The sequence below is a fragment of the Aeromonas lusitana genome, assembly GCF_002812985.1.
In the GTDB taxonomy this organism is placed as follows: Bacteria; Pseudomonadota; Gammaproteobacteria; order Enterobacterales; family Aeromonadaceae; genus Aeromonas; species Aeromonas lusitana.
Window position 1 is genome coordinate 44,302 of sequence record NZ_PGCP01000041.1, and the last position, 25,164, is coordinate 69,465.

Consider the following 25,164-nt stretch of genomic DNA (forward strand, 5'->3'; position numbering starts at 1 on the left):
CCTTTCTAAGCGCACAAGTTCAGACAGGAGGAATCAGAGAAAGTTCGCTTGTATCGAAAAAAATGTGATGCAGGCTGCATCACAACCCCCCCTTGGGCTACCATGGGGCCAGTTCTTAATCCAGGCCAATGATACTTATGAAAGCAAGTGTTGAATACCTTTGCGACGTACTGATCATTGGCAGCGGTGCCGCCGGTCTGTCCCTCGCATTGCGATTGGCGGACCAGGCCAAAGTCCTGGTTCTGAGCAAGGGGCCCATCAGTGAGGGGGCCACTTTCTATGCGCAAGGAGGCATCGCTGCCGTGTTCGACGAGACCGACAGCATCGAATCCCACGTGAGCGACACGCTCAACGCCGGGGCCGGGTTGTGTGATCCGGCCGTGGTGGAGTTCACCGCCCGCAACGCCCGCGAGTCCATCCAGTGGCTGATCCAGCAAGGGGTCCCCTTCGATCAGGAGGAGGATGCCGAGGGCGAATCCCACTATCACCTGACCCGCGAGGGTGGCCACAGCCATCGCCGCATCTTCCACGCAGCCGACGCCACCGGCAAGGCGGTGCAGCTCACCCTGATCGATCAGGTGCGCGCCCACCCCAACATCCGGCTGATGGAGCGCTTCAACGCGGTGGATCTCATCACCACCCGCAAGCTCGGTCTGCCGGGCAACAAGGTGCTCGGGGCCTACGTCTGGAACCGCAACGTCGAGCAGGTCGAGGTGATCCGCGCCCGCTTCGTGGCACTGGCCACCGGCGGTGCCTCCAAGGTGTATCAGTACACCTCCAACCCGGATGTGAGTTCCGGCGATGGTATCGCCATGGCCTGGCGCGCCGGCTGCCGGGTGGCGAACCTGGAGTTCAACCAGTTCCACCCCACCAGCCTGTTCCACCCCGACGATCCCAACTTCCTGCTGACCGAAGCCCTGCGCGGGGAAGGGGCCTATCTGCGCCGCCCGGACGGCAGCCGCTTCATGTCAGACTTTGATCCCAGGGAAGAGCTGGCGCCGCGCGACATAGTCGCCCGCGCCATCGACCATGAGATGAAGCGGCTCGGTGCCGACTGCATGTATCTGGACATCAGCCACAAGCCGGCGGACTTCATCGTCAAGCACTTCCCCACCATTCACGAGCGCTGCCTCGCGGTGGGCATCGACATCACCAAGGAAGCCATGCCGATCGTGCCGGCGGCCCACTACACCTGCGGTGGCGTGATGATCGACGGCAACGGCCAGACCGATATCCCGGGTCTCTACGCCATCGGCGAGGTGACCTATACCGGCCTGCACGGCGCCAACCGCATGGCCTCCAACTCCCTGCTGGAATGCGTGGTCTACGCCCATCAGGCAGGAGCCGACATCCTGGCCAAGCTGCCCATGAGCGTGGAGCCGCCCAGGCTGCCAGCCTGGGACGAGAGCCAGGTGGACGATTCGGATGAGCAGGTAGTGATCCAGCACAACTGGCACGAGCTGCGGCTGATGATGTGGGACTATGTGGGCATAGTGCGCACCAACAAGCGCCTCGCCCGCGCCAAGCGCCGCATCGATCTGCTCAAGCAGGAGGTGCAGGAGTACTACGCGAACTTCCGGGTCTCCAACAACCTGCTGGAGCTGCGCAACCTGCTGCAGGTGGCCGAGCTCATCGTCAACTGCGCCCTGCAGCGCAAGGAGTCCCGCGGCCTGCACTACAACCTGGATTACCCGGATATGCAACCGGACTCCAAACCGACCGTGCTGACCCCGGATAGGGATTGACCCCTTCTGCAGCAAATGACCCAGATGACCTCGCTCCGGCGGGGTCATCTGCTTTTAGAGAAAGGCGAGGAGTTACCTTCGTATTGGGGAGGATTTTGCAGGCGATGGGCGATAAAGCGTCCCCTTAACGGGGCGGGGCGAGATGAATGGCGCGGGCCAGGGCACGGTAGTGCTCGGGGGCCAAGGCATCGGAGAACAGCCAGAGCTGGGCCTCGGGCCCTGCTTCCCCTTGCAGGCGCAGCCAGAGCACACCGGGCAGGATGCGGCTGCGGGGCTCCAGCCGATAGCGCCGTCCCTGCCAGTCCAGCCAGTCGCCGTCCCAGACAAGTTCACCACAGACATCCAGGGTACGCCGCCAGGCGAGCCAAAGACCCGTCAGCCAGCAAGGCATAAGGAACCCCCACTGCCAGCCCTGGATCAGGCTGGCGGCGGGCCAGAGCGACAAGAAAAACAGGATGCACAGCAGGCACTGCTGCTGGCGGGAGACAGACACGGGCATGGACACCCGCATCGGGGATCAGCGCTGCTGGTCGTGGCGGGCCTGGTTGCGCTCCAGGATCAGGGGGATCATGGCGGCGAAGGCAGGATCTTCCGGCACGCCGTGGCCCATGCACCATTTGAACAGATCCGGATCGTCGCTTTCGAGCAGGCGGATGAAGGTGTGTTTCTGCTCCTCGTCCAGAGCATCGAATTCATGTTCAAGAAAAGGCATAAAGATCACATCCAGCTCGAGCATGCCGCGGCGGCAGGCCCATTTCAGGCGGGACTTTTCAATTGGGCTCAACATGGAACTCTCCTTACAAAGACTCGGGAATGGTAGCAGCTGGATTTTCCGGCTGACAAACATTCCTTACGTCTTTACCATGCAGGTCACATACTTTCTGTCTCTGGAATACCATCGTGAGCCTGCCAACGCCTGTTTTTCCTGCCGAGCCAACCCTCTTCTCCCTGACCGATGTCGCCATCACCCGCTTGCGCGGCCTCGACCGAGCCAAGTATCTGCAAGGCCAGGTCACCTGCGACGTCAACGCTCTGCAACCGGGTCAGAGCACCCTCGGCGGCCACTGCGATCCCAAGGGCAAGCTGTGGAGCAATTTTCGCCTGCTCTGCCTGGAAGACAGCCTGCTGCTGCTGACCAAGCCTTCCGTGCTGGTGCGTCAGCTGCCCGAACTCAAGAAGTTTGCCGTGTTCGCCAAGGTGGAGATAGACACCTATCCGGGGCTCACGGTCGGTGTGGCGGGTCAGGGCACGGATGCCTGGATAGCTGCCCGCTTTGGGGTGCAAGGGACGGCCCTTATCGAAGGAGGCATGGCGGTGCAGGTGGAAGCGGATCGCTGGCTGCTGGTGAGCGAGCTACCGCTGGAGCTCGGCTTGCCCGCCGGGCAGGAGTCACTCTGGTGGGGGCTGGACATCAAGGCCGGCATCCCGCACCTGGAGGCGGTCCATCAGGGCGAGTACATCCCCCAGATGTTGAACCTGCAGGCGCTGGACGGCATCAGCTTCACCAAGGGTTGCTACATGGGGCAGGAGATAGTGGCCCGCGCCAAATATCGCGGCGCCAACAACCGCGCCCTGTTCGTGCTGGCAGGCACTGCCACCAACCCGGTCGCCAGTGGCGATGCCCTGGAGATCCGCCTCGGTGATAACTGGCGCCGCAGCGGCATGGTGCTCAACGCCTGGCAGCAGGAGGGTCAGCTGTGGCTCACCGCCGTGCTGCCCAAGGACACAGAGGCCGACGCCCAGTTTCGTCTCAAGCAGGACGAGGCTGCCAGCCTGCGCCTGCAACCTCTGCCCTACCCGCTGGTCGACTGACCCTTAGCGCTCTCTGGCTCAACGAGGCACCCGTGCCAGCAGTGCCTCCTTGAGCCAGCGCCCCGCCTGCCCGAGCGGGCGGGCGCGATGCCACTGCAGCTCCAGCGCCAACTCGGCCTGAGCGATAAAATCTGGCTGCAACACCACCACCTCCCCCCGCGCCAGCGGCCGATGCAGCAGGAAATCGGGCACCGCCGCCCAGCCCAGCCCCAGTTTTACCAGCTCCAGGATGCCGAGATCCCCCTCGACCCACCACACCTGGGCCGAGAGCCGGAAGCGGTTGCGCTCCGTCCCCTCCCGTCGTCCCGTCACCATCAGCTGGCGGGCGCCCTGCAGGTCGCTCTCGTGCAGCGGCACCTTGTGCGCCAGGGGGTGATCCGGCGAGACCACCAGCGGCATGCTGACGGCCCCCAGTGAGCGGGCAACCAGCTCCCGCACCGGCTGTACCTGCTGATAGCTGATGCCGAGCTGGGCCCGTCCACTCTTGAGCAGATCGGTCACGTCCTCCATCAGGGGGAACAGCAGCTCCAGCTCCACCGCCGGGTAGCGGGTGGCGAACTCCTCCAGCAGGGCGCCGAGCCAGGGCAGATGGGAGTCATCATCGATGGCCAGGGTGAGCCGCGACTCAGTGCCGCTGGCCAGCTCGCCGGCGATGGCCTGCAGCCGCTCGCTCTGGGCCAGCAGCACGCTGGCTTCCTGCTGGATGCGCGCCCCCGCCACCGTCAGCACGGGGTAACGGCCGCTGCGATCGAACAGCTCGAGGCCAAGATCTATCTCCAGATTGGCGATGGCCATGCTAACCACGGATTGCGCCTTGCCCAATTTGCGGGCGGCGGCGGAGAAAGATCCTGTCTCGGCCGTCGCCAGCAGCGCCTTGAGTTGTTCCAGTGAAGGGGTCATGAGGGGGCTCCTGTCATGGGCGGGCCGCGATACGGCCCACTGATGTATCTATTTTAGCGATAGATACCAACGTGAACCTATCTGTAAATCGCGATAAATTGCCCGTCATCAACCGTCGTCCAACGAGAAAAGGGAGACATTAAAGATGCGTAATACTCGTGACCGCCTGCGTCATGCCATCGGTTTCGAACTGATTGGTCTGCTGATCGCCGCCCCGCTGGCGAGCTGGGCCACCGGCGTCGGTCTCAATCACATGGGGCCGCTGGCCCTGTTCTTCTCGGTCGTCGCTACTGTGTGGAACTATGTCTACAACATCGGCGTGGACAAGCTGCTGCTGCGCTATCAGGGCCACACCCACAAGTCGCTGTGGCAGCGGGTGCTGCATACCTTTGGTTTCGAGGGGGGCTTGCTTATCGTCGCCCTGCCGGCCATGTGCTGGTGGCTCGACATCGGCCTGCTGGAGGCGCTGGTACTGGACATGGGCTTCGTGCTGTTCTACCTGGTCTATGCCTTCGTCTACAACTGGAGCTATGACAAGGTGTTCCCCATCCCGAGCCAATCGGCCCAGCGGGTACCCGGTTAATCGAACGACATAGGAAGTGACGAGGCACCATCATGCGGGCTGCATGATGGTGCTGATCTGATTCTCAGGGGGCAGGCGTTCAGGCTTGCGCCTTCACCTCTTCGGCGGGCACGTCGGTCTGGGCTGCTTCCTGGTTCAGCATGGCCTCGAGATCGTTCTGATACTGGTTCAGCATGCGCTGAGCCGCGTGCATGTCACCCTTGTGCAGACGCTCGAACAGATGATGCTGGATCACGCCATTGAGGTATTCCACCGTGACCGGCTGCTCCAGGGTCGACAGCAACTCCTCTTTTTCCAGCTCGGCGTTGATCTCATCGACGCTGGTACGCAGCAGACCGGACAGTTGCACCAGCATGCGACGCTCACCTTCACGCAACAGGCTCAACATGCGGTTTCTCTGCTGCTCATTCTGTTGGGTCATACATTTCCTTACGTAAAGTGGGAACAAGCCAGCTCATTTTGCCCTGTCCTTTTCACAGCGTCTATCTCGGGCACACCACTTATTTGCAGGTCGGATAAGCGGGCGCGCATCGGGTGCTATTTGCCTCTTTGCTCGGTATAGTGATCGCTGATCCAGAGGGCCAAGCGGCCCCTTAGACGAGACATGCCATACCATGACCGACGCCATTCTGGTGCTCTGCACCTGTCCGGATGAAGCCAGCGCGGATCTCATCTGCGAACAGCTGCTGAGCCGCAACCTCGCCGCCTGCATCAACCAGCTGCCCGGGCTCACCTCCGTCTATCGCTGGCAGGGGCAGATAGAGCGCAGCCGCGAGATCCAGCTCATCATCAAGTCCAGAGACGCCCTGTTCGAGCCGCTGCGCCAGTGCATCCAGGACCATCATCCCTACGAGGTGCCGGAGATCCTGGCCCTGCCCATCGCCCAGGGACATCAGCCCTATCTCGACTGGCTGACCCAGGAGACCTCATGACGATGCGCGCCCTGCTCTCTTCCGTGCTCATACTGCTGGCCCTGCTCACCTCTCAGGTTCAGGCCAGCAGTCAGGATCTGCTGAGCAGCCTCGGCATCCAGGCCGGCTCACAACCCCAGTTTCTGAAAGTCGATGAGGCCTTCAGCCTGCAGAGCGAGCAGCAGGGCAACCTGCTGCGGTTGACCCTGCACATCGCCGATGGCTACTACCTCTATCGCCATCGCTTCAGCTTCAAGGGGGAGAACCTCGCCTTCCAGACCCCGGAGTTGCCCGTCGGGGCCGAGCACGAGGATGATTTCTTCGGCAAGACCCAGGTCTATTACCAGCAGGTCGAGATCCCCGTCACCTTGACCGAGGCGGGTCAAGCAGCCAGCCTCACCGTCAGCTATCAGGGCTGCACCGAGGGACTCTGTTATCCGCCTACCGACCAGCGGGTCGAGGTGCAACCCCTGATGGCCAGCACAGCCACGGATAAGAGCGATCCAAGCGCCGACACGGCCACTGCCCCCGCCAGCAGCCAGCAGGATCAACTGGCGGCCGCCCTCGGCAGCCAGGGCTTCTGGCTCAGTATCGCCGCCTTCTTCGCGCTGGGGTTGGGGCTCGCCTTCACCCCCTGCGTCTTCCCCATGTACCCCATACTGACCGGCATCATAGCCGGTGCGGGTCAGCACCTCTCCACCCGCCGCGCCTTCCTGCTCTCCTTCGTCTATGTGCAGGGCATGGCCATCACCTATACCCTGCTCGGGCTGGTGGTGGCGTCGGCCGGCTTGCAGTTCCAGGCCGCGTTGCAGCACCCCTATGTGCTGATCGGCCTCTCGGTGATGTTCGTGCTGCTGGCGCTCTCCATGTTCGGGCTCTACAGCCTGCAACTGCCGAGCAGCCTGCAAACCCGGCTCTCAGGCCTCTCCAATCGCCAACAGGGCGGCTCAGTGGTGGGGGTCGGCATCATGGGCATGATCTCCGGCCTGGTCTGCTCCCCCTGCACCACGGCGCCCCTGTCGGGGGCCCTCATCTACGTGGCCCAGAGCGGCGATCTCTGGCTCGGCGGCGCGGCCCTCTATGCCCTCTCTCTGGGCATGGGGCTGCCCCTGCTGCTGCTCGGCACCTCGGGGGGCAAGCTGCTACCCAGGGCCGGCGCCTGGATGGACGTGATCAAGCAGCTGTTTGGCTTTGCACTCCTGGCGGTGCCCCTGCTGCTGCTCTCCCGCCTGTGGAGCGACCAGATTGCTACCCTGGCCTGGCTGATCTGGGGGCTCATGCTGTGCGCCTATCTCTATCACCACAACCAGCACAGGCCCCATTCGGTGGGCAAGAGCCTGTGTGGCTTCGCCCTCTTGCTGGCGATGATGGGCACAGTGGTGGTGGCCAAGGATCTGCTGCTGCCGAGCCCAGATGCCGCCGCGAGCACTCAGCGCGAGGCGCCGCAGTTTATCCGCATCAAGACGCTGGATGATCTCAAGAGCCAGCTCGCCGCCGCCCGTGGCAAGCCTGTGCTGCTGGATCTCTATGCCGACTGGTGCGTGGCCTGCAAGGAGTTCGAGCACAAGACCTTCAGCGACCCGGCGGTGCGGGCGCGCTTCGCCAGCATGGTGCAGCTGCAGGCGGATGTCACCGCCAATGACGATGCCGACGTCGAGCTGCTCAATGGCCTGAATGTGCTGGGGCTGCCGACCCTGATCTTCTTCGATAGCGCTGGCAATGAGGTGAGCGGCCAGCGGGTGACCGGCTTTATGGGGCCGACCGAGTTCCTCGGTCAACTCGACAAGCTGCGCTAGATGGAGCTGCGGCGCCTGTCACCGGCGAATCCAGACCACCGTCAGTGGCTGGAGGAGGTTGTGATGGCGGCGCCCGCCTACAGCTGGCTGACCGAGGGCAAGGCCCCCGACCCTAGCGATGCCCTGGAGATACTGAATGTCTGCCCACCCGGCATAGGGGAGGACGACAAGTTCGTGCTGGCCGTTCTGGAGGGAGAAGCACTGCTTGGCTGCATCGATCTTGTTCGTGGTTATCCGGATGAGCAGACGGCCTACCTCGGCCTATTGCTGTTGAAGGAGTGCTGGCAGGGACAAGGGATCGGCAACAAGCTGGTCGCACGGCTCATGGAAATGGCGGCCGGCTGGGGTTGCACCGCCATGCGACTCGGGGTCATAGAAACCAACCGGCCCGCCCTGCATTTCTGGGTCAGGCACGGCTTCCAGCTGGTGGGCAGCAAACGGATCGCCGGGTTCAGCGGCAATACCCTGGTCATGAGCCGCGCCGTCAGCTATCCCTATACCCTCCCCCTCAGGCCAGCCATAGCGCGCTGATTTTTCTGGCCATCCCTTGTATCTGTCCGGCGCCGTGGCAAACTTTGCCCCTTGTGTCTCGCATCATCCGGAGTTTCGATGAAAAAGTGGTTCATTCCCCTGCTGGCCCTCTGCCTCTATGGCTGTGAGGCGGGCCCGGGTGAAGAGGCGATCCAGAGCCAAGTCACCGCCAAACTGCAAGCAGAGACAGACCCGAACCTGTTTGATATCAGTGCCTTCAGCGTGCTTGGCAAGGATGAGCGGATGGAGGGCGTCTACCTGGTCAAGGTGGGTTATCAGTTGCACTTCAAGCAGGGGCTGGAGCAGTTGCAGATCCTGCAAGATGAAGATCTGGTCTACGACAGGGTCGGCCCCTTCCAGCAGGAGATGGGCCTGATGGAGCTTGAGCGCAAATACGGCGAGTTCGAGGCGGGTCAGGTCCTGGCGCAAGAAACCGAAGTCTGGATGATGAAGACGGAGCAGGGCTGGCGCCTGGCCGAGCCCGGCCAGACACCTGCACAGAACACGCCCGCCTCCTGACTGTCCCGGGGCCTTGCAGAAACTGGCCCCTTGCTCATTGGCCCCGGCGTCTCCCCGGCACCGGTCAGCGCCTTACAGCAGATCCTTCATCCTGTGCCACAGCATCCCCAGCGCCAGCAGGGGTGAGCGCAGGGAGGGCCCGCCCGGGAAAGTCATGTGGGGCACAGTGCTGAACAGCTCGAAGCCCCGACTCTCCCCCTTGATCGCCTCCGCCACCAGTTTGGCCGCCATGTGGGTGGCGTTCAGGCCATGACCCGAATAAGCCTGGGCATAGAAGACGTTGGGATGTTGCTTGAGACGGCCTATCTGCGGCAATCGGTTCGCCCCTATCCCTATCATGCCCCCCCACTGGAACTCGATGGCGGTGCCTGCGAGCTCGGGGAAGACCCGTAGCAGCTTGGGCAGCATGAAGGCCTTGATATCCTTGGGATCCCGTCCCGAATAGTTGCAGGCCCCGCCAAACAGCAGGCGACCATCCGCCGACAAGCGGTAGTAGTCGAGCGCCACGTTCTGATCGCACACCGCCATGTTCTGTGGCAGCAGGCGCTGGCGCAGCCGCTTCTCCAGCACCTCGGTGGCGAGGATATAGGAGCCCGCTGGCAGCACTCGCCCCCCCAGCTCGGGATTGAGGTCATTGAGATAGGCGTTGCAGCCGATCACCAGGTAGTCGGCGCTGATCCGGCCGTGGGCCGTGGTGACCTGCACCTTGCTGCCGTAGTCGATGTGGATCACCCGCGACTGTTCGAACAGGGCCACCCCCAGGCTCGCGGCGGCGCGGGCCTCGCCGAGCGCCAGGTTGAGGGGATGCAGATGACCCGAGCCCATGTCGGTCATGCCACCGATATAGCGATCCGCCCCCACGATCGAGCCCATGTCGGCCCTGGATATCAGTTTGGTCTCATGCTGATAACCCAGGCTCGCCAGGTGGGCCATCTCCTCTTCAAAGCCCTTCAGGTGACGACGCTTGGTAGCGAGATCGCAATAGCCCCAGCGCAGATCGCAATCGATGTTGAACTGCTCGATGCGCTGGCGCACCAGTTGCACCGCCTCCAGCCCCATCAGATCCAGCTCACGTACCCCGTCTTCCCCTATCCAGCGGGCAAACTGGCTGGTGTCGTGGCCTATGCCGCGGATGAGCTGGCCGCCGTTGCGACCGGACGCTCCCCAACCGATGCGATTGCCCTCCAGCAGGGCCACCTTGTGGCCCGCCTGTGCCAGGTTGATGGCGGTGTTGAGGCCGGTGAAGCCGCCCCCTATGACGCAGACGTCGGCGTCCAGCTCACCACTGAGCTCGGGCCACTGCTGATGGTCATTGCGGGTCGCCGCATAATAGGAGGCGACGTGCTCCTGGTGTCCGTTGTGTCTTCCTGTCTGCATACTCAGCATCCTGCCATGGTCGCAATTGTTTACTAAATTAAACGCTTCTTCATCGATAATACCCAGCCCATGGGCGCTGATCCAGCCAGCCGGGATCACAGAAATGCAAAAGGTGCCCCGAAGGACACCTTTTCATGAGGCTATACCCAGCCAACACGCCGGGTCATCCCCTCGAAGACGCAAGAAAAAAGGCGCCCCTCAGGGCGCCTTTTCATGCAATCAAGGTACGAATTACAGTACGTTGATGGCGTTCAGGTCGGAGAAGGCTTTCTCCAGACGGGCGATCATGGAAGTCTGACCGGCACGCAGCCATACGCGCGGATCGTAGAACTTCTTGTTCGGTTTGTCAGCGCCTTCCGGGTTGCCCAGCTGGCCTTGCAGGTAGGCTTCGTTGGCCTTGTAGAAGTGCAGCAGACCTTCCCAGGTAGCCCACTGGGTGTCGGTGTCGATGTTCATCTTCACCACACCGTAGGAGATGGATTCGCGGATCTCTTCCAGAGTGGAACCTGAACCACCGTGGAACACGAAGTCCAGGGACTTGGCCGGCAGGCTGAACTTCTCGGAAACGTACTTCTGGGAAGCGTCCAGGATGGACGGGGTCAGCTTGACGTTACCCGGCTTGTAAACACCGTGCACGTTGCCGAAGGAGGCAGCGATGGTGAAACGCGGGCTGATCTTGGACAGGCGCTCGTAGGCGTAAGCCACGTCTTCCGGCTGGGTGTACAGGGCGGATTGATCCATGTGGCTGTTGTCCACACCATCTTCTTCGCCACCGGTGCAACCCAGTTCCAGCTCAAGGGTCATGTTCATCTTGGCCATGCGCTTGAGGTATTCACAGCAGATGTCGATGTTCTCTTCCAGAGACTCTTCGGACAGATCCAGCATGTGGGAGGAGAACAGCGGCTTGCCAGTCTCGGCGAAGTGCTTCTCGCCTGCGTCCAGCAGACCGTCAATCCACGGCAGCAGCTTCTTGGCAGCGTGGTCGGTGTGCAGGATAACCGGAACACCGTAAGCGGCGGCAACGGCGTGCACATGCTTGGCGCCAGAGATGGCACCCAGGATGGCGGCTTGTTGGCCTTCCAGCTTCAGACCCTTACCGGCGGTGAACACGGCACCACCGTTGGAGAACTGAACGATGACCGGAGCTTTAACCTTGGCGGCAGCTTCCAGTACAGCGTTGACGGAGTCGGTACCGACACAGTTGACGGCTGGCAGAGCGAAGCCGTTTTCTTTAGCGATGGCGAACACTTTTTGAACGTCATCACCGGTCAGTACGCCTGGTTTTACGAAGTCGAAAATTTTCTTAGACATGTTAAATCGTCCTGTTCTCGTATGCCGTTAATAAAAATGGGGGGTTCATCATGAACCGGCACAGCGGTCACATGATAAACGAAACGGGAGGCTTTTGCCCCCCGTTCCGGGTCAATTAGGCTTTGGCGCGCTGTTCCAGCATCGCAACCGCCGGCAGTACTTTGCCCTCTACGAACTCCAGGAAGGCGCCGCCGCCGGTGGAGATGTAGGAGACCTTGTCTGCGATACCGAACTTGTCGATAGCGGCCAGGGTGTCACCACCGCCAGCGATGGAGAAGGCCGGGGAGGCGGCGATCGCTTCGGCGATGATCTTGGTGCCTTCGGCGAACTGGTCGAACTCGAACACACCGACCGGGCCGTTCCACAGTATGGTCTTGGCGTTCATGATGATATCGGCCAGGGCCTTGGCGGAATCCGGGCCGATGTCGAAGATCATGTCGCCATCGGTCACGTCAGCGACGGACTTGATGGTGGCCGGAGTGGACTCGGAGAACTCGGTGCCCACGACCACGTCGGTGGTGACCGGGATGTTGGTCTCGGCAGCCAGCTTCTTGGCGGTGTCGATCAGGTCGTGCTCGCACAGGGACTTGCCGACATTGTGACCGGCAGCGGCGATGAAGGTGTTGGCGATGCCACCACCGACCACCAGTTGGTCAGCAATCTTGGAGAGGGATTCCAGCACGGTCAGTTTGGTGGAGACCTTGGAGCCGCCAACGATGGCAACCATGGGGCGCTCAGGCTTCAGCATGGCCTTGCCGAGGGCTTCCAGTTCACCGGCCAGCAGGGGGCCAGCACAGGCAACGGGAGCGAACTGGGCTACACCGTAGGTGGAACCTTCGGCGCGGTGAGCGGTACCGAACGCATCCATGACGAAGATGTCACACAGGGCGGCGTATTTTTTGGCCAGCTCTTCGGTGTTCTTCTTCTCGCCCTTGTTGAAGCGGCAGTTTTCCAGCACAACCAGCTCACCGGCGGCGACGTCTACGCCATCCAGGTAATCCTTGGCCAGGCGGACCGGGCAGGACAGAGCGTCTTTCAGATAGTTGACAACCGGAGCCAGGGAGAATTCTTCGTTGTATTCACCCTCGGTCGGACGACCCAGGTGGGAGGTGATCATCAGCTTGGCACCCTTTTCCAGAGCCAGCTTGATGGTCGGCAGGGTAGCGACGATACGTGCATCGGAAGTGACCTTGCCGTCTTTTACCGGCACGTTCAGGTCAGCACGGATCAGGACGCGTTTACCCGCCAGATCCAGGTCGGTCATCTTGATAACAGACATATTCAGTCCTCTATATATTTTCAGGTAATGTTAAAAAAACAGTAACCTTGCACCCGTGCAGGCTCTCAGCCTGCGGCCATCATGGCCCGGGTGGTATCCAGCATGCGGTTCGCGAAGCCCCATTCGTTATCACACCACATCAGCATCTTGACGAGGTTGGCATCGCTCACCCGAGTCTGGGTACCATCAATGATGCAGGAGTGTGCATCATGATTAAAGTCTACGGAGACCAAAGGCTCTTCCGTGTAATCCAGAATACCGCTTAATGTACCTCTGGATGCCCGTTGCAGGGCTTGATTTACGTCACTAACTGTCACTTTTTTACGAACAGTAATACTGAGATCCATCGCTGTTACATTGATGGTCGGCACCCGTACCGCGATCGCTTCGAACTTGCCGGCAAAGTGCGGGAGGATACGCTCCAGCCCCTTTGCCAGCTTGGTGTCCACCGGGATGATGGACTGGCTGGCCGCTCGCGTTCTGCGCAAGTCACTGTGGTAGGCATCGATGACTTGCTGATCGTGCATGGCCGAATGAATTGTCGTAATAGTACCACAATTTATCTCGAACTCTCGATGCAATGTTTCGATGACGGGCACCACGCAGTTGGTGGTACAGGAGGCGTTGGAGACGATCCGCTCCCGTCCCGTCAGGGTCTGGTGATTCACCCCGTAGACTATGGTCGCGTCCACGTCCGCATCCGCCGGATGGGAGAACAATACCCTGCCCGCCCCCGCCGCCAGATGCAGCTCGGCATCGGCCCTTGAGCCAAATACCCCGGTGCAGTCCAGCACCACATCCACCTTGAGGGCGCGCCAGGGCAGCTTGGCGGGATCCCGCTCGGCGAACAGGGGGATGAGATCCTCCCCCACCTGCATGCTGTTGCCCGCCAGCTGCACCGGATGGTGGAAGCGGCCGTGGCTGGTGTCGAAGCGGGTGAGGTGCACCATGGCCTCGGGGGCCGCCAGCTCGTTGATGGCCACTATCTTGATGTTGTTGTCGCGGCCGCTCTCGTAGAGGGCCCGCAGCACGTTGCGGCCGATGCGGCCATACCCGTTGATGGCAATCTTGATCATGAAAAATGTGTGTCCTTAACGGCGACGAAAGAGGGCCTGTGACTCATGACAGCAGGGCATCCTTGAAGACACCACGGGCCAGCAGCGCAGCGCCGAAGACGCCTGCGCTGTCTCCCAGGGCCGGCGCTATGATGGGGGTCGCGAAGCGGGGGTTGAACAGGAAGGGCAGCACGGTCTGGCGGCCCACGCTGTAGAGACTCTGCACATTGCCGACCCCGCCGCCGATGACGATCACGTCCGGATCCAGGATGTTGACCACGTTGGCCAGGGCCTGGCCAAACAGCAGGTGCAGCCGGTCGATGGTGAGCTTGGCCACGTGATCGTGGGCGACCGCCGCCGCTATCTGGGCCAGCGACAGATGGCGCTTGGCCTTGGCCTCGTACCAGGCCTCCAGGGCCGGGCCGCTGATGAAGGTCTCGACGCAGCCACGCTTGCCGCAGTAGCACTCGGGGCCATCGGGGGAGAGCACGTTGTGACCCCACTCCCCGGCGATGCCGTGGTGGCCGTTGAGGATCTGGCCGTTGATGACAATGCCGGAGCCCACGCCGGTACCCATGATGATGCCGAAGACGACTTTCGCATCGGGATGGTGCTGGCGCACGGCACCGAGGTGGGTCTCCGCCAGGGCGAAGCAGTTTGCGTCGTTGGCGATCAGCACAGGCACACCCAGCCTGCGTTCCAGATCTTCCTTGAACGGCTGATCGTTAAGCTCGGTGGTGTTGCAGTTCTTCATCAACCCGGTCTGGGGATCCCGCGCCCCCGGCGTGCCCATGCCGATGATGCTGGGGCGCTGGCCGAGTTTCTCAGCACACTCATCCACCAGCTTGGCAATTTGTCCGATCATATGCTGATAACCGCCGCGGCGCTCGGTGGGGATGCGATGTCGCAGCAGCACCTCGTCGCCGTCCAGCACCACGCACTCGCACTTGGTCCCGCCAAGGTCGATGCCCCAATCCCACGACGTCTTGCTCATCTCTTGCCTCCTGCATGGCGAGCGCGCCTGCCGATACGCGGCCTCACGCGCTGTCGCTCATCTTGTGTGTGGTCACCACCACAGATGGCGCAGTGTAACCCGAGCCAGGGCCCGGGCGTAATCCCCACGCATGGCAGCGCCCAGTCGCGGATAACAAAACGGGGCCAGCAGGCCCCGTTGTCATACCAATTTTATCGCCTTAGCGGCCGTGGTACTGGGCGGACAGCTCGTGTACCGCGTTCACAAACACGCCTGCGTGCTCCGGATCCACGTCCTGATGGATGCCGTGACCCAGGTTGAAGACGTGACCATTGCCCTGACCGAAACCGGCCAGAATGGTGGCAACCTCTTCGCGAATACGCTCTGGGGCGGCGTAGAGCATGGAGGGATCCATGTTGCCCTGCAGCGCCACCTTGTCACCGACCCGGCGCTTGGCATCGGCTATGTCTGTGGTCCAGTCCAGGCCGAGCGCATCGCAACCTGTGGCGGCGATTTGCTCCAGCCACTGGCCACCGTTCTTGGTGAACAGGGTGACCGGCACACGGCGGCCCTCGTGCTCGCGAATGAGGCCATCGACGATCTTGTGCATGTATTGCAAAGAGAAGTCGCGGTAATCCCGCGGGGTCAAGACGCCGCCCCAGGTGTCGAACACCATGACCGACTGGGCGCCCGCCTTGATCTGGGCGTTCAGATAACTGATAACGCTGTCCGCCAGCTTGTCCAGCAAGAGGTGCAGGGTCATGGGCTCGGCGTACATCATCTGCTTGATCTTGGTGAACGCCTTGGAGCTGCCCCCCTCCACCATGTAGGTGGCCAGGGTCCAGGGGCTGCCGGAGAAGCCGATAAGCGGTACTTCGCCCTTGAGCTCGCGGCGTATGGTGCGCACCGCGTTCATCACGTAGCCCAGCTCGTCTTCCGGATCCGGGATGGGCAGGGCCTGCACGTCCGCCATGGACTTGATGGGGCGCTCGAAACGCGGGCCTTCGCCGTGCTCGAAGTAGAGGCCAAGCCCCATGGCATCGGGCACGGTCAGGATGTCGGAGAAGAGGATGGCGGCATCGAGCGGATAACGGCGCAGGGGCTGCAGGGTGACCTCGCAGGCCAGCTCGGCGTTGCGGCACAGGGACATGAAGTCCCCCGCGACGGCGCGGGTCGCCTTGTATTCCGGCAGGTAACGGCCGGCCTGGCGCATCATCCACACCGGGGTCATGTCCACTTCCTGGCGCAGCAGGGCACGCAGGTATCGATCGTTCTTCAGCTCTTTCATCCCAGTTCCTGAGTCATATCCAGCATAAAATGGCGGATATGATACCACTTTGTGTGGGCCAACGGGCGGCCCAAACGCGCGGTGGGGCCATGGGAACGCAAAGATGTGAAGGGGCGCAAACAAGCGCCCCTCATCCTCTTGATTCCCTTGCCTCTTACGCCTCGTCATTCAACTCGGCGCTGCATGAACAACGTCTTGATCCCCTTGCCTCTTACACTTCCTCTGCGAGGCACTGCTCGATCAAGCGGCGCGCGATCGTGCCGTGGGGGGGCAGCCGGGGCAGTCGGTTGGCCTCGAAGAAATCGGCGGCCACCAGCTCCTCGTCCTGCACCTTGATCTCGCCGCTCTGGTAGTCGGCGGTGAAACCCATCATCAGGCTATGGGGGAAGGGCCAGGGCTGGCTCGCCACATAGCGCACATTGCGCACCCGGATGCCGCTCTCCTCGAACACCTCCCGCGCCACGCACTGCTCCAGGTTTTCACCGGCCTCCACGAAACCGGCCAGCACGGTATACATGGGATCGTCTGCCTGGTAGTGACGACGATGGGCCGCCAGCAGGATGGCCGGCCCCTTGCGCACCGCCACTATTATGCAGGGGGAGATGCGCGGGTAGACCACATGCCCCTGCTTGCACCCTTGCGCCCACTCCCCCGCCGTCGGGGTCATGGGGGCGCCGCATTCGCCGCAGAAGAGGTGGCTGCGCCTGAAGGTGGCAAGCTGCCAGGCGCGGCCCGCGAGACGAAAGCCCTCCTCATCTCCTGCCACCATCAGCTGGCGCAGACCCGTCATGGCCGAGGTGTCGGCCTCTTCCCCCAGATCCAGCAGGTAACAGGACTCGCCATCCCAGTCGTCAAAGCGCTCGAAGGGCGCGTCCTGCAGCGGAGGTGGCAAGCAGGCACGCGGGCCTTGCGGGATCTGTCCCTGTGAGTCCAGCAGGACGAGGTGATCGCCCCCCAGCACGAACCAGCGGGCCTGTTCGGTCGAAGACATAAGATGAAAGCTCTTGTTGAAAGGGGTGTGCAGGGCACGGATAAGTGGGGTTTATCTTACGACCGGGCGCGGCCCGTGGCGACCAGAGAGAGGCACCATCGACAAAAAAGAGGGGCCGCTTTCGCGACCCCTCTTTCATCCAACCGGCGATGCCCATCAGTTCATCCAGCGCTCGCTGCTCTTGCGACGGCGCGGCAGCATGGGCAGCAAGATACCCAGCAGGATACCGCCCCCCACCATGGCACCACCGCGGATGAACCAGTCCATCTGCATGTCGTGCTCCTGGTTGTCATAGCTCTGGGTCAGGGCGTCGTTCTGCTCCTTGAGATTCCCCATCTCCTCGCTCTGGCTGGCGAGCTGGGCCTTCAGGCTGGTGATCTCCTTGGTCTGCTCGGCGATCTGGCCATCCTTCTCGGTGAAGCGTCGCTCGTTGTCGCCGTTGAGGTTCAGCAGACGGGCCTTGGCCTCCTCCAGCTCTTTCTCAACTTGGGGCAGACGCTCGCGCAGGCTGATGTCTGCCTGCAGTTCGCTGTTCTTGATCCAGCCCTCGCGGCCACGACCGTCCACCACCTGGGTGAAACCGGCCTCGTTGTTCACCGCTTTGACTTCCAGCGGCTCACCGGCCTTGACGCTGCCGAGGATCCGGTACTGGGTACCCGGACCGTTGTGGATATAGGTAAAGATGTTGTCTGAAACATAACGGGTATCGGCCAGTACCTGTTGGGCACACAAGCAGATCAAAATCCCGAGAAGGGCGCGCATGGTCGATCGATTCTCTTCGTTGAGTTAGGTGACAGGCCGAATGTTAAGCTGCTCGCGGGTCAAAGGACAAGCAAAGAAAAGCGCCTCCCCCCTCCCTGCGAGCTGGCTCGCATCTTCCCCCCTTGGCCACGCGACCATTCCAGACGTCGATGGCCGCGTACCGAGGGAATATATCCCCTCGCGTTGCGGCCTGGGCAGCACAAGCTAGCGCTGCTGCAACGCCTTGACCTCTTCGCGCAGCGCCTTTACCTCCCGCAGCAACTGATCCTGCTGCTCGCTCTGCTGGCGACGCCACTTGGTGGTCTCGTCGTTGGTGCGCCCGGGATGGACGAACAGACTGGCCATGAAACCGCTGAGGGCGCCGAACAGACCGACCCCGAACAGGATCAACAGGCTGGCGGCGAAGCGCCCCTCCTCGGTCTTCGGCACCAGATCCCCGTAGCCCACGGTGGAGAGCGTGACGAGCGTCCACCAGAAGGCATCATAAGGGGTATTGATCAGGCTGCCCGGACGGCCCGACTCCAGCCAGTAGATGACTCCCGAGCCCACCCCCAGCAGCAGGAAGAACAGAAACAAGATGCCGGACAGGGTCGTCTCGTTACGCTCCCGGCGAAACATGCCGAGCAGATCCGGGCCACTGCGGATCAGCTGATAGACCCGCCACAGCTGGATCAGCCGTGCCCAACGCAGTTGCTCCACCATGGGCAGGCTGCCCGGCAGATAGAACCAGTTTGCCTTGAAGAAGGCCATGCGATCCGGGGCCCTGACCCAGCCATAGGCGAAATGAGCGAGGAAGAAGTAGCAGATGAGGCTGTCGAGGTCGTAGAACAGTTGCCGGGTCTGGGGGCTCAGATCCCCATGCCCCCACCAGCGAGCGCAAACCAGGGTGACGGAAACCACCGACAGAAACGCCATCAGCAGATCCATGGCGCGCAGGTGAGTTAAGTGATGTCGCATACATTTTCCAACTTTAAGCACAGTGCCAAGTAACAAAAAGGAAGATAATGCCGATAGTCATGATGACAAAGGAAAAATGGACGTTGAAAGGAGAAAAATTATGCAGTTGAACCCGCTGGAACGGCGCATGAGCAATATCCGCCTGGTACCCAAGGTGGTGGCGCTCATGGTGTTCAGCACCCTCTTGTTGCTGGCCAAACTCTGGTTCGATGCCAGCAACCTGGAGGCCACCTTGCTGGCAGAAGGTATCGATGCCGGCAAGGCCAATGCCATCTCCGATCGCCTGCTCTGGACCGGGCTGATGGAGACGGCGCTGATGGGGGTGGTATTCGTCGTCCTGCTGCTGACCGGCTCCCGTCTCATGGTCAAGCAGGTGCACTATCTGGTTGGATTGCTTGAACGCTTCGCCCGCAAGGATCTCAGCCACAGCGTACTGCTCAAGTCCCGCGACGAGTTCGGTGACATCGCCAAGGCGGTCGCCCACTCCCAGGAAAACCTCAAGCAGGTGTTCGGCACCCAGCGCGTCGCCTGCAAGGAGCTCAACGACATCGCCTCCCAGGTCACCCTCTGCATGGAGGAGGCGAACGAGGCGATCAACGAGGAGTTCACCCAGATAGAACAGCTGGCGAGCGCCATGAGCCAGATGGTCGGTGCCATCCGCGAGGTCGCCGCCCATGCCGAGCAGGCCTCCCACGCCACCGCCGACGCCAGCGAGCTGGCCCAGGAGGGCAGCCGCTGCGTGGCCGCCACCGTCAACACCATAGACACCCTGTCCGGCAACATCCAGCGCTCCTCCTCCGTGGTCAACGAGGTGGAGCACGGGGTCGATCGCATCGGCTCAGTGGTGGACACCATCCGCAGCATCTCGGAGCAGACCAACCTGCTGGCGCTGAACGCCGCCATCGAGGCCGCCCGCGCCGGTGAGGCGGGCCGTGGCTTCGCCGTGGTCGCCTCCGAGGTACGGGAACTCGCGAACCGGGCCCAGGCCGCCACCGTCGAGATCCAGAAGATGATCGAACAGCTGCAGGGCAACGCCCGCCAGGCCGTCGGCCTGATGGCCGAGAGCGTGCAGCAGGCGGACAAGGGGGTGGAGCAGGTGACCCAGGCTGGCGATCAGCTCGCCACCATAGTGCAGCGGGTACAGGGCGTGGCGGACATGAACCGCCAGATCGCCGCCGCCTCCGAGCAGCAGAGCTCGGTGGCCGAGGAGATGAACGCGAACCTGGAGCAGGTCAAGCAGGTGGTGGAAGGATCCGTAGTGGTGCTGCGGGAGCTGAAAGATGCCTCCGAACTGGTGGAGCAGCATAGCCAGACTCTGGACACTCATATCCAGGCCTTCAAGCTGGCCTGACCGGGACATTCCGGCATGTCGAGAGGCTCCGCAAGGGGCCTTTTTCATTGATCCAGAAGGAGGAAGGAACACAGCCAGCCCCTGGACATCCATCTCATCCAGGCCTTCAAGCTGGCCTGATAGCAAGGCTGGCCTGAGGGGTCAGAATGAGTAAACTGGAAGGCCCGCAAGGGGCCTTTTTTATTGATGCCACGGCAAGGAGCCAGGATGCAGACCACAGAACCAGCGCTTGAGATAAGCGATGACAAGGGGCGGCTCGACGTGCCGCTCATTCACCGCTTCCTGTCCGAGGAGGCCTACTGGAGCCCAGGCATTCCGTACGCTACCGTGCAGCGGGCCATCAACCATTCGCTCTGCTTCGGCGGTTATCTGGCGGGCCAGCAGGTCGCCTTCGCCAGGGTCATCACCGACAAGGCCACCTTCGGCTATCTCGCCGATGTGTTCGTGCTGCCGGCCCATCGCGGCCAGAGTCACAGTAAGGCGCTGATCGCTGCCATTCTCGCCCATCCCGAGTTGCAGGGACTGCGCCGCCTCATGCTGGCCACTGCCGATGCCCATGGACTCTATGCCGGCTTTGGCTTCGTGCCTCCGGCCCGCCCCGAGAATCTGATGGAAAAACACGACCCCGAGATCTACCGGCGCACCTGAGCTGTTACCGCCCCGTGCGCCCCATTTTCCTTGCCGGATCATGGTTCTTTCCCCTGATCTGTGACGAGGCGGGGCGGCAGTGATAGATTGGCTGCCGGTGTTTTTCTTTTCTCTGCAGACCCGTTAACCACAAGGACGGCAACCGTGGCCCAGCACTCCCCTTCTCTCTCGTCTGTTTCCCCCGCTCTTCCTTCCTTGTTGCAGGAGCAGGCCCGGCGCCAGTGGCAACGGCTGCTCGACCTGAGCCCGACCTATGGAAATCTGCCCAAGGAGCAGCAGCAAACACTGCTTACTCTGCTAGGACTCTCTGACTTCATCTCTGATTCCCTTATCAAGCAGCCAGATCTGCTGGCACAGACGCTAGCGTCGGGAGATCTCGCACAGGCCGAACGCTGGCCCGCCTACGAGAGAGATCTCGCCGCCCTGCTTGGCGAGGTGAACGATGAAGAGGCTCTCAAGCGGGTGCTGCGCCAGTTCAGGCGCAGCCGCATGCTGGTGATCGCCTGGCGCGAGCTGCTCGGGGAGTCAGAGGTCGAAGAGAGCTTCATCCATCTCACCAAGTTGGCCGATGCGCTGATCTGCGGTGCCCGTGACTGGCTCTACGCCAAACAGTGTGGCGAGCTCGGCACTCCGGTGGATGGCAACGGGGATCCCCAGCCCCTGCTCATCCTCGGCATGGGCAAGCTCGGCGGTGGCGAGCTGAATTTCAGCTCCGACATCGACCTTATCTTCACCTTCCCGGAGAACGGCTACACGGTCGGCGGACGGCGGGAGCTCGCGAACCAGCAGTTTTTCATCAAGCTCGGCCAGCGTCTCATCAACGCCCTGCATCAGCCGACCCAGGATGGTCAGGTGTTTCGGGTCGACATGCGGCTGCGCCCCTTCGGCGAGGCGGGCCCGCTCGCCATCTCGTTTGCCGCCATGGAGGATTACTACCAGCACCATGGCCGCAACTGGGAGCGCTATGCCATGGTCAAGGCGCGGGTGCTGGGGCCCCAATGCGAGCACGCCCAGGCCCTCACCGAGCTGTTGCGCCCCTTCGTGTTTCGTCGCTACATCGACTTCGGGGTCATCGACGGCCTGCGCCAGATGAAGGCAATGATCGCCGCCGAGGTACGCCGCAAGGGGCTGGAGGGCAACATCAAACTCGGCGCCGGTGGTATTCGCGAGGTGGAATTTATCGCCCAGGCGCTGCAGCTCATTCGCGGCGGCCGTGAGCCCGCCCTGCGGGTACGCCACCTGCCCGAGGCCCTGGCCGCCATCGCCCAGAGTGGCGCCCTGGAGCCAGAGCGCACCGAGCGGCTGCTCGGTGCCTACCGCTTCCTGCGCCGGGTCGAGAACATACTGCAGGAAATTGGCGATCAGCAGACCCAGACTCTGCCCACCGAGGAGCGGGATCGCCAGCGGCTGATAGCCTCTTTGGGCTTCATCGACTGGGCCGCCTTTATGGCCCATCTCGACGAGGAGATGGCCGCCGTTCATCAGGAGTTCGTTGCCGTGGTGGGGGAGGAAAAAGAGGCGCCCGACCATCTGGATCAACTCTGGCTGGATCTGTGGCGCACCGAGCTCGATGCCAGCGAACTGGACAGCTTGCTGACTGGCCAGGGGGTGACGGAGCCCGCGCCGCTCTGCGCCGCCCTGCTGCGCTTTAAAGAAGAGTACAAGAGGCGCCAGATTGGCCCCCAGGGACGGATCGCCCTGGACGCCCTGATGCCCGAGCTGTTGCGGCTGGTGGTGGCGAGCCAGGAGCCCGCCCGCCTGTTCGAGCGGGTCTGCACCCTGCTGACCCGCATCTTCACCCGCAGCGCCTACCTGCAACTGCTGGCGGAAAACCCCGCCGCCCTGCGCCAGCTGGTGCGGCTGTGTGACGCCAGCCACCTGGTGAGCGAGCAGCTCGCCCGCTATCCCATCTTGCTGGATGAGCTGCTGGATCCCCAGCACCTCTACCACCCCACCCCGCTCGATCAATACAAACCCCAGCTGCGCCAGTTCCTGCTGCGCATTCCGGAAGAGGACGTGGAGCAGCAGATGGAGGCCCTGCGCCAGTTCAAGCAGGTGCAGCTTTTACGCATAGTGGCCGCCGACATTGCCGGCGCCCTGCCGCTGATGAAGGTGAGCGATCACCTCACCTGGCTGGCGGAAGCCATCACGGAGGAGGTAGTCAATCAGGCATGGGCCCAGATGAGCGAGCGCTACGGGGTCCCCCCCGAGGTGGCGTTAAGCGGTCAGCGTGGCTTCGCCGTGGTGGCCTACGGCAAGCTCGGCGGCATCGAACTCGGCTACGGCTCGGATCTGGATCTGGTGTTCCTGCACGGCGGCGACCCCAACGGCTATACCGATGGCCGCAAGCCCATCGACAGCCGCCAGTTCTACCTGCGCCTCGCCCAGCGCATCCTGCACCTGTTCAGCACCCGCACCCCGTCCGGCATCCTGTATGAAATCGACATGCGGCTGCGCCCCTCCGGCGACGCCGGTCTGCTGGTCTCATCCCTGTCTGCCTATGAGCAGTACCAGTTGCAGGAGGCCTGGACCTGGGAGCATCAGGCGCTGGTGCGGGCCCGCCCCATCTACGGGGACGACTTGGTCATCGCCGAGTTTGCCCGGATCCGCCGCGCCGTGCTGGCCAAGGAGCGCGACCTGCCGATCCTGGCCAAGGAAGTGCGGGAGATGCGCCACAAGATGCGGGATCACCTGCTCAAAGCCGGCGAGGGGGAGTTCGATCTCAAGCAGTCCCCCGGTGGCATGGTAGACATCGAATTTATCGCCCAGTATCTGGTGCTGGCCCACGCCAGTGGCGAACCGGACGCCCTGACTCGCTGGTCCGATAACGTGCGCATCTTCGACGAGTGCGTGCTGGCAGGGGTACTCAGCCTGGAGCAGGCAGAGGGACTGAAACATGCCTATCTGGAGATCCGCAACCTCGGCCATCGCCTCAACCTGTCGGAGATCTCCCGCAAGGTTCGCGATGACCAGCTACTGCCCGAGCGCGGCCTGGTCGAGGCCGTCTGGCAACAGCTGCTGGGGGAGTGAGTTCACCCTGATTTGAACAAGAAGAGAGGGCGCCAAGGCGCCCTCTCTTCTTAACTGCCCCCTAACACCTAATGGGGACAGAACCTGTTTGCATAGTTCATAGCCCCTGGCGCCTCAGTTGATCTTGCCCATCTCGATGGCGAAGCTGGTGGCCAGCTGGGCGAACTTGAGGGCATGGGCGGCCGAGGGATCCGAGTTCTGCAATGTGTCCTGGGCGGTGTGGATGTTGGGGTTGTAGTCGTTGAAGCGCGACTCGAACGGCATGGCGGCCGGGTAGCCCTGATTATGCCAGGAGGCATGATCCGAGCAGCCGTAACCACAGCTATCGTAGCCGTAGCTGATCTGGGGCAGATAAGCGTCGAGCAGTTGGGCCAGATAGCCGGTCAGCCCCTTGTCGGTGTAGTCGGTCATGAAGACGATGTCTTCCGCCGATCCCTGGTAGTTGGTCATATCCAGCTGCAGCGCCGCCAGCACCTTGGTATTGGCCGCCTTATAGCGGGTGGCTATGTCCTTGGAGCCACGCAGCCCCACCTCTTCTGCCGCATAGCCGATGAACTGCAGAGTGCGTTCCGGTTGGCGACCCTGTTCGGCGATGACCCTCAGCACCTCGGTCAGGGTGGCGATGCCGGAGGCATCGTCGTCGGCTCCCGGGGCCAGGGTGCGGCTGTTGGGGGCGGAACCTGCGGTGGAGTCGAGGTGGCCGCCGAGCACCACCACTTCATCCGGATAGCGGCTGCCCTTGAGGGTCAACACCACGGATTGCTGCGGATAGCCGCTGTGCTTGACCCGGCTGACGCTGGCCCAGGGCAGGGCGGTGCTCAGACTCTGCCACTGGCCAGCTACCCAGTCGGCCGACTGTACTCCTGTGGTGCTGGTGTAGTAGCGGTTGCGCCAGCTGGCGAGCTGGCTGATGGTGCCGACTATCTTGCCCTGATCCAGATAGGGCAGCAGCCGGTTGACGCTGGATCCCTGGGTCAGCGGCGGGGCGCTGAACAGGTTCTGGCTGATGGGCTGAGCCATGCTCTGCAGCGCGTCCGCCAGGGTGCTGTGCACCACGTAACCGCCGCAGCGCTGATGACCTTCGTGCATCAGGTGGGAGAGAGTGCCGAGTTCGCTTGCCTCGACCTGGGCCAGCTGGATCGGGGCGCCGCTGGCGCTGAACAGGGGGGCCAACTTGGCCTTGACCTGCTTGAGTTCGACGCCGCTGTCGGCACCGACCGTGATCCAGACGGGTTCGGCGGCGTGTGCGGCGAGGGGCAACAGGGGCAACAGGGGGAGCAAGAGGGCGGTCAACAAGGGCTTCATATCGGATCCTTCCAGATAGAGTTGCGGGCAGATGTGCCAA

24 protein-coding genes are annotated in these 25,164 nt (G+C 62.4%); 10 read left to right on the forward strand and 14 right to left on the reverse strand.

Going from position 1 to position 25,164, the window contains the following annotated elements; all coding sequences use genetic code 11:
* Window positions 1–137 precede the first annotated feature (137 nt).
* Window positions 138–1,745: an L-aspartate oxidase gene (nadB, locus tag CUC44_RS19410; protein WP_100861507.1), complete on the forward strand. Its 1,608-nt coding sequence runs from the start codon at window positions 138–140 to the stop codon at window positions 1,743–1,745.
* A gap of 124 nt (window positions 1,746–1,869) precedes the next feature.
* On the opposite strand, the gene CUC44_RS19415 is transcribed toward nadB, so the two are convergent.
* Both CUC44_RS19415 and CUC44_RS19420 read right to left on the reverse strand, forming a co-directional pair.
* The gene (locus CUC44_RS19415; protein ID WP_100861564.1) at window positions 1,870–2,244 is read right to left on the reverse strand and encodes a protein YgfX; all 375 of its coding nucleotides are present in this window, start codon (window positions 2,242–2,244) and stop codon (window positions 1,870–1,872) included.
* Window positions 2,245–2,262: 18 nt separating this feature from the next.
* Window positions 2,263–2,532 (reverse strand): FAD assembly factor SdhE, encoded by a 270-nt coding sequence (locus CUC44_RS19420; RefSeq protein WP_100861508.1) that lies wholly within the window; start codon window positions 2,530–2,532, stop codon window positions 2,263–2,265.
* Between the two features lie 113 nt (window positions 2,533–2,645).
* Between CUC44_RS19420 and ygfZ the strand changes: the two genes are divergently transcribed.
* Window positions 2,646–3,557, forward strand: coding sequence for a tRNA-modifying protein YgfZ (gene ygfZ / locus CUC44_RS19425; RefSeq protein ID WP_167388958.1), 912 nt, complete (start codon window positions 2,646–2,648; stop codon window positions 3,555–3,557).
* An 18-nt stretch (window positions 3,558–3,575) separates the two neighbouring features.
* Here ygfZ and CUC44_RS19430 read toward each other — a convergent pair whose 3' ends face one another.
* Window positions 3,576–4,457 carry a LysR family transcriptional regulator gene (locus CUC44_RS19430; protein ID WP_100861509.1) on the reverse strand — a complete coding sequence of 294 codons (882 nt, stop codon included), beginning with the start codon at window positions 4,455–4,457 and terminating at the stop codon, window positions 3,576–3,578.
* Window positions 4,458–4,602: 145 nt separating this feature from the next.
* Between CUC44_RS19430 and CUC44_RS19435 the strand changes: the two genes are divergently transcribed.
* Window positions 4,603–5,040 (forward strand): PACE efflux transporter, encoded by a 438-nt coding sequence (locus CUC44_RS19435; RefSeq protein WP_100861510.1) that lies wholly within the window; start codon window positions 4,603–4,605, stop codon window positions 5,038–5,040.
* 79 nt (window positions 5,041–5,119) lie between these two features.
* Here CUC44_RS19435 and CUC44_RS19440 read toward each other — a convergent pair whose 3' ends face one another.
* On the reverse strand, window positions 5,120–5,461 hold the full coding sequence (locus tag CUC44_RS19440; protein WP_167388959.1) for a hypothetical protein: 342 nt from the start codon (window positions 5,459–5,461) through the stop codon (window positions 5,120–5,122).
* Between the two features lie 193 nt (window positions 5,462–5,654).
* Between CUC44_RS19440 and cutA the strand changes: the two genes are divergently transcribed.
* The 4 genes from cutA to CUC44_RS19460 all read left to right on the forward strand — a co-directional run bounded on the left by cutA (window position 5,655) and on the right by CUC44_RS19460 (window position 8,797).
* A complete protein-coding gene (gene cutA / locus CUC44_RS19445) occupies window positions 5,655–5,972 on the forward strand; it encodes a divalent-cation tolerance protein CutA (protein WP_100861512.1) in 318 nt (105 codons plus the stop codon).
* Entirely contained in the window at window positions 5,969–7,747 is a 1,779-nt protein-coding gene (locus tag CUC44_RS19450) for a protein-disulfide reductase DsbD (protein ID WP_100861513.1), read from the forward strand. The genes cutA and CUC44_RS19450 overlap by 4 nt, the downstream gene beginning before the upstream one ends.
* Window positions 7,748–7,810: 63 nt before the next feature.
* Window positions 7,811–8,278 carry a GNAT family N-acetyltransferase gene (locus CUC44_RS19455; protein WP_157812806.1) on the forward strand — a complete coding sequence of 156 codons (468 nt, stop codon included), beginning with the start codon at window positions 7,811–7,813 and terminating at the stop codon, window positions 8,276–8,278.
* A 78-nt stretch (window positions 8,279–8,356) separates the two neighbouring features.
* Window positions 8,357–8,797 (forward strand): hypothetical protein, encoded by a 441-nt coding sequence (locus CUC44_RS19460; protein WP_100861515.1) that lies wholly within the window; start codon window positions 8,357–8,359, stop codon window positions 8,795–8,797.
* A gap of 72 nt (window positions 8,798–8,869) precedes the next feature.
* On the opposite strand, the gene CUC44_RS19465 is transcribed toward CUC44_RS19460, so the two are convergent.
* The 9 genes from CUC44_RS19465 to CUC44_RS19505 form a co-directional block, all read right to left on the reverse strand.
* On the reverse strand, window positions 8,870–10,174 hold the full coding sequence (locus CUC44_RS19465) for an NAD(P)/FAD-dependent oxidoreductase (protein WP_100861516.1): 1,305 nt from the start codon (window positions 10,172–10,174) through the stop codon (window positions 8,870–8,872).
* 231 nt (window positions 10,175–10,405) lie between these two features.
* Window positions 10,406–11,485, reverse strand: a complete 1,080-nt coding sequence (fbaA, locus tag CUC44_RS19470) for a class II fructose-bisphosphate aldolase (RefSeq protein WP_100861517.1) — start codon at window positions 11,483–11,485, stop codon at window positions 10,406–10,408.
* A gap of 115 nt (window positions 11,486–11,600) precedes the next feature.
* Entirely contained in the window at window positions 11,601–12,764 is a 1,164-nt protein-coding gene (locus CUC44_RS19475; RefSeq protein WP_100861518.1) for a phosphoglycerate kinase, read from the reverse strand.
* Window positions 12,765–12,829: 65 nt separating this feature from the next.
* A complete protein-coding gene (gene epd, locus CUC44_RS19480; RefSeq protein ID WP_100861519.1) occupies window positions 12,830–13,840 on the reverse strand; it encodes an erythrose-4-phosphate dehydrogenase in 1,011 nt (336 codons plus the stop codon).
* A gap of 43 nt (window positions 13,841–13,883) precedes the next feature.
* On the reverse strand, window positions 13,884–14,813 hold the full coding sequence (locus CUC44_RS19485; RefSeq protein ID WP_100861520.1) for an ROK family protein: 930 nt from the start codon (window positions 14,811–14,813) through the stop codon (window positions 13,884–13,886).
* Window positions 14,814–15,012: 199 nt separating this feature from the next.
* A complete protein-coding gene (hemE, locus tag CUC44_RS19490) occupies window positions 15,013–16,080 on the reverse strand; it encodes a uroporphyrinogen decarboxylase (protein ID WP_167388961.1) in 1,068 nt (355 codons plus the stop codon).
* A 211-nt stretch (window positions 16,081–16,291) separates the two neighbouring features.
* Entirely contained in the window at window positions 16,292–17,071 is a 780-nt protein-coding gene (gene nudC / locus CUC44_RS19495; RefSeq protein ID WP_100861522.1) for an NAD(+) diphosphatase, read from the reverse strand.
* A 156-nt stretch (window positions 17,072–17,227) separates the two neighbouring features.
* The gene (locus CUC44_RS19500) at window positions 17,228–17,833 is read right to left on the reverse strand and encodes a TIGR04211 family SH3 domain-containing protein (protein ID WP_100861523.1); all 606 of its coding nucleotides are present in this window, start codon (window positions 17,831–17,833) and stop codon (window positions 17,228–17,230) included.
* Between the two features lie 204 nt (window positions 17,834–18,037).
* Window positions 18,038–18,790, reverse strand: a complete 753-nt coding sequence (locus CUC44_RS19505) for a potassium channel family protein (RefSeq protein WP_100861524.1) — start codon at window positions 18,788–18,790, stop codon at window positions 18,038–18,040.
* 100 nt (window positions 18,791–18,890) lie between these two features.
* Here CUC44_RS19505 and CUC44_RS19510 point away from each other — a divergent pair, with 100 nt between their 5' ends.
* The 3 genes from CUC44_RS19510 to glnE all read left to right on the forward strand — a co-directional run bounded on the left by CUC44_RS19510 (window position 18,891) and on the right by glnE (window position 23,819).
* Window positions 18,891–20,141 (forward strand): methyl-accepting chemotaxis protein, encoded by a 1,251-nt coding sequence (locus tag CUC44_RS19510; RefSeq protein ID WP_100861525.1) that lies wholly within the window; start codon window positions 18,891–18,893, stop codon window positions 20,139–20,141.
* A 207-nt stretch (window positions 20,142–20,348) separates the two neighbouring features.
* On the forward strand, window positions 20,349–20,789 hold the full coding sequence (locus CUC44_RS19515; RefSeq protein ID WP_100861526.1) for a GNAT family N-acetyltransferase: 441 nt from the start codon (window positions 20,349–20,351) through the stop codon (window positions 20,787–20,789).
* A 144-nt stretch (window positions 20,790–20,933) separates the two neighbouring features.
* Complete coding sequence (glnE, locus tag CUC44_RS19520; RefSeq protein ID WP_100861527.1) at window positions 20,934–23,819, forward strand: bifunctional [glutamate--ammonia ligase]-adenylyl-L-tyrosine phosphorylase/[glutamate--ammonia-ligase] adenylyltransferase; 2,886 nt, start codon at window positions 20,934–20,936, stop codon at window positions 23,817–23,819.
* Window positions 23,820–23,933: 114 nt separating this feature from the next.
* Here glnE and CUC44_RS19525 read toward each other — a convergent pair whose 3' ends face one another.
* The gene (locus CUC44_RS19525; protein ID WP_100861528.1) at window positions 23,934–25,124 is read right to left on the reverse strand and encodes a M28 family metallopeptidase; all 1,191 of its coding nucleotides are present in this window, start codon (window positions 25,122–25,124) and stop codon (window positions 23,934–23,936) included.
* Window positions 25,125–25,164: the final 40 nt, after the last annotated feature.

What these genes read in the sequence shown, in the direction of transcription:
- nadB (WP_100861507.1), top strand. Translation starts at nt 138, where the DNA reads ATGAAAGCAAGTGTTGAATACCTTTGCGACGTACTGATCATTGGCAGC.
- CUC44_RS19415 (WP_100861564.1), bottom strand. Translation starts at nt 2,244, where the DNA reads ATGCCCGTGTCTGTCTCCCGCCAGCAGCAGTGCCTGCTGTGCATCCTG.
- CUC44_RS19420 (WP_100861508.1), bottom strand. Translation starts at nt 2,532, where the DNA reads ATGTTGAGCCCAATTGAAAAGTCCCGCCTGAAATGGGCCTGCCGCCGC.
- CUC44_RS19430 (WP_100861509.1), bottom strand. Translation starts at nt 4,457, where the DNA reads ATGACCCCTTCACTGGAACAACTCAAGGCGCTGCTGGCGACGGCCGAG.
- CUC44_RS19435 (WP_100861510.1), top strand. Translation starts at nt 4,603, where the DNA reads ATGCGTAATACTCGTGACCGCCTGCGTCATGCCATCGGTTTCGAACTG.
- CUC44_RS19440 (WP_167388959.1), bottom strand. Translation starts at nt 5,461, where the DNA reads ATGACCCAACAGAATGAGCAGCAGAGAAACCGCATGTTGAGCCTGTTG.
- cutA (WP_100861512.1), top strand. Translation starts at nt 5,655, where the DNA reads ATGACCGACGCCATTCTGGTGCTCTGCACCTGTCCGGATGAAGCCAGC.
- CUC44_RS19450 (WP_100861513.1), top strand. Translation starts at nt 5,969, where the DNA reads ATGACGATGCGCGCCCTGCTCTCTTCCGTGCTCATACTGCTGGCCCTG.
- CUC44_RS19455 (WP_157812806.1), top strand. Translation starts at nt 7,811, where the DNA reads ATGGCGGCGCCCGCCTACAGCTGGCTGACCGAGGGCAAGGCCCCCGAC.
- CUC44_RS19460 (WP_100861515.1), top strand. Translation starts at nt 8,357, where the DNA reads ATGAAAAAGTGGTTCATTCCCCTGCTGGCCCTCTGCCTCTATGGCTGT.
- CUC44_RS19465 (WP_100861516.1), bottom strand. Translation starts at nt 10,174, where the DNA reads ATGCAGACAGGAAGACACAACGGACACCAGGAGCACGTCGCCTCCTAT.
- fbaA (WP_100861517.1), bottom strand. Translation starts at nt 11,485, where the DNA reads ATGTCTAAGAAAATTTTCGACTTCGTAAAACCAGGCGTACTGACCGGT.
- CUC44_RS19475 (WP_100861518.1), bottom strand. Translation starts at nt 12,764, where the DNA reads ATGTCTGTTATCAAGATGACCGACCTGGATCTGGCGGGTAAACGCGTC.
- epd (WP_100861519.1), bottom strand. Translation starts at nt 13,840, where the DNA reads ATGATCAAGATTGCCATCAACGGGTATGGCCGCATCGGCCGCAACGTG.
- CUC44_RS19485 (WP_100861520.1), bottom strand. Translation starts at nt 14,813, where the DNA reads ATGAGCAAGACGTCGTGGGATTGGGGCATCGACCTTGGCGGGACCAAG.
- hemE (WP_167388961.1), bottom strand. Translation starts at nt 16,080, where the DNA reads ATGAAAGAGCTGAAGAACGATCGATACCTGCGTGCCCTGCTGCGCCAG.
- nudC (WP_100861522.1), bottom strand. Translation starts at nt 17,071, where the DNA reads ATGTCTTCGACCGAACAGGCCCGCTGGTTCGTGCTGGGGGGCGATCAC.
- CUC44_RS19500 (WP_100861523.1), bottom strand. Translation starts at nt 17,833, where the DNA reads ATGCGCGCCCTTCTCGGGATTTTGATCTGCTTGTGTGCCCAACAGGTA.
- CUC44_RS19505 (WP_100861524.1), bottom strand. Translation starts at nt 18,790, where the DNA reads ATGCGACATCACTTAACTCACCTGCGCGCCATGGATCTGCTGATGGCG.
- CUC44_RS19510 (WP_100861525.1), top strand. Translation starts at nt 18,891, where the DNA reads ATGCAGTTGAACCCGCTGGAACGGCGCATGAGCAATATCCGCCTGGTA.
- CUC44_RS19515 (WP_100861526.1), top strand. Translation starts at nt 20,349, where the DNA reads ATGCAGACCACAGAACCAGCGCTTGAGATAAGCGATGACAAGGGGCGG.
- CUC44_RS19525 (WP_100861528.1), bottom strand. Translation starts at nt 25,124, where the DNA reads ATGAAGCCCTTGTTGACCGCCCTCTTGCTCCCCCTGTTGCCCCTGTTG.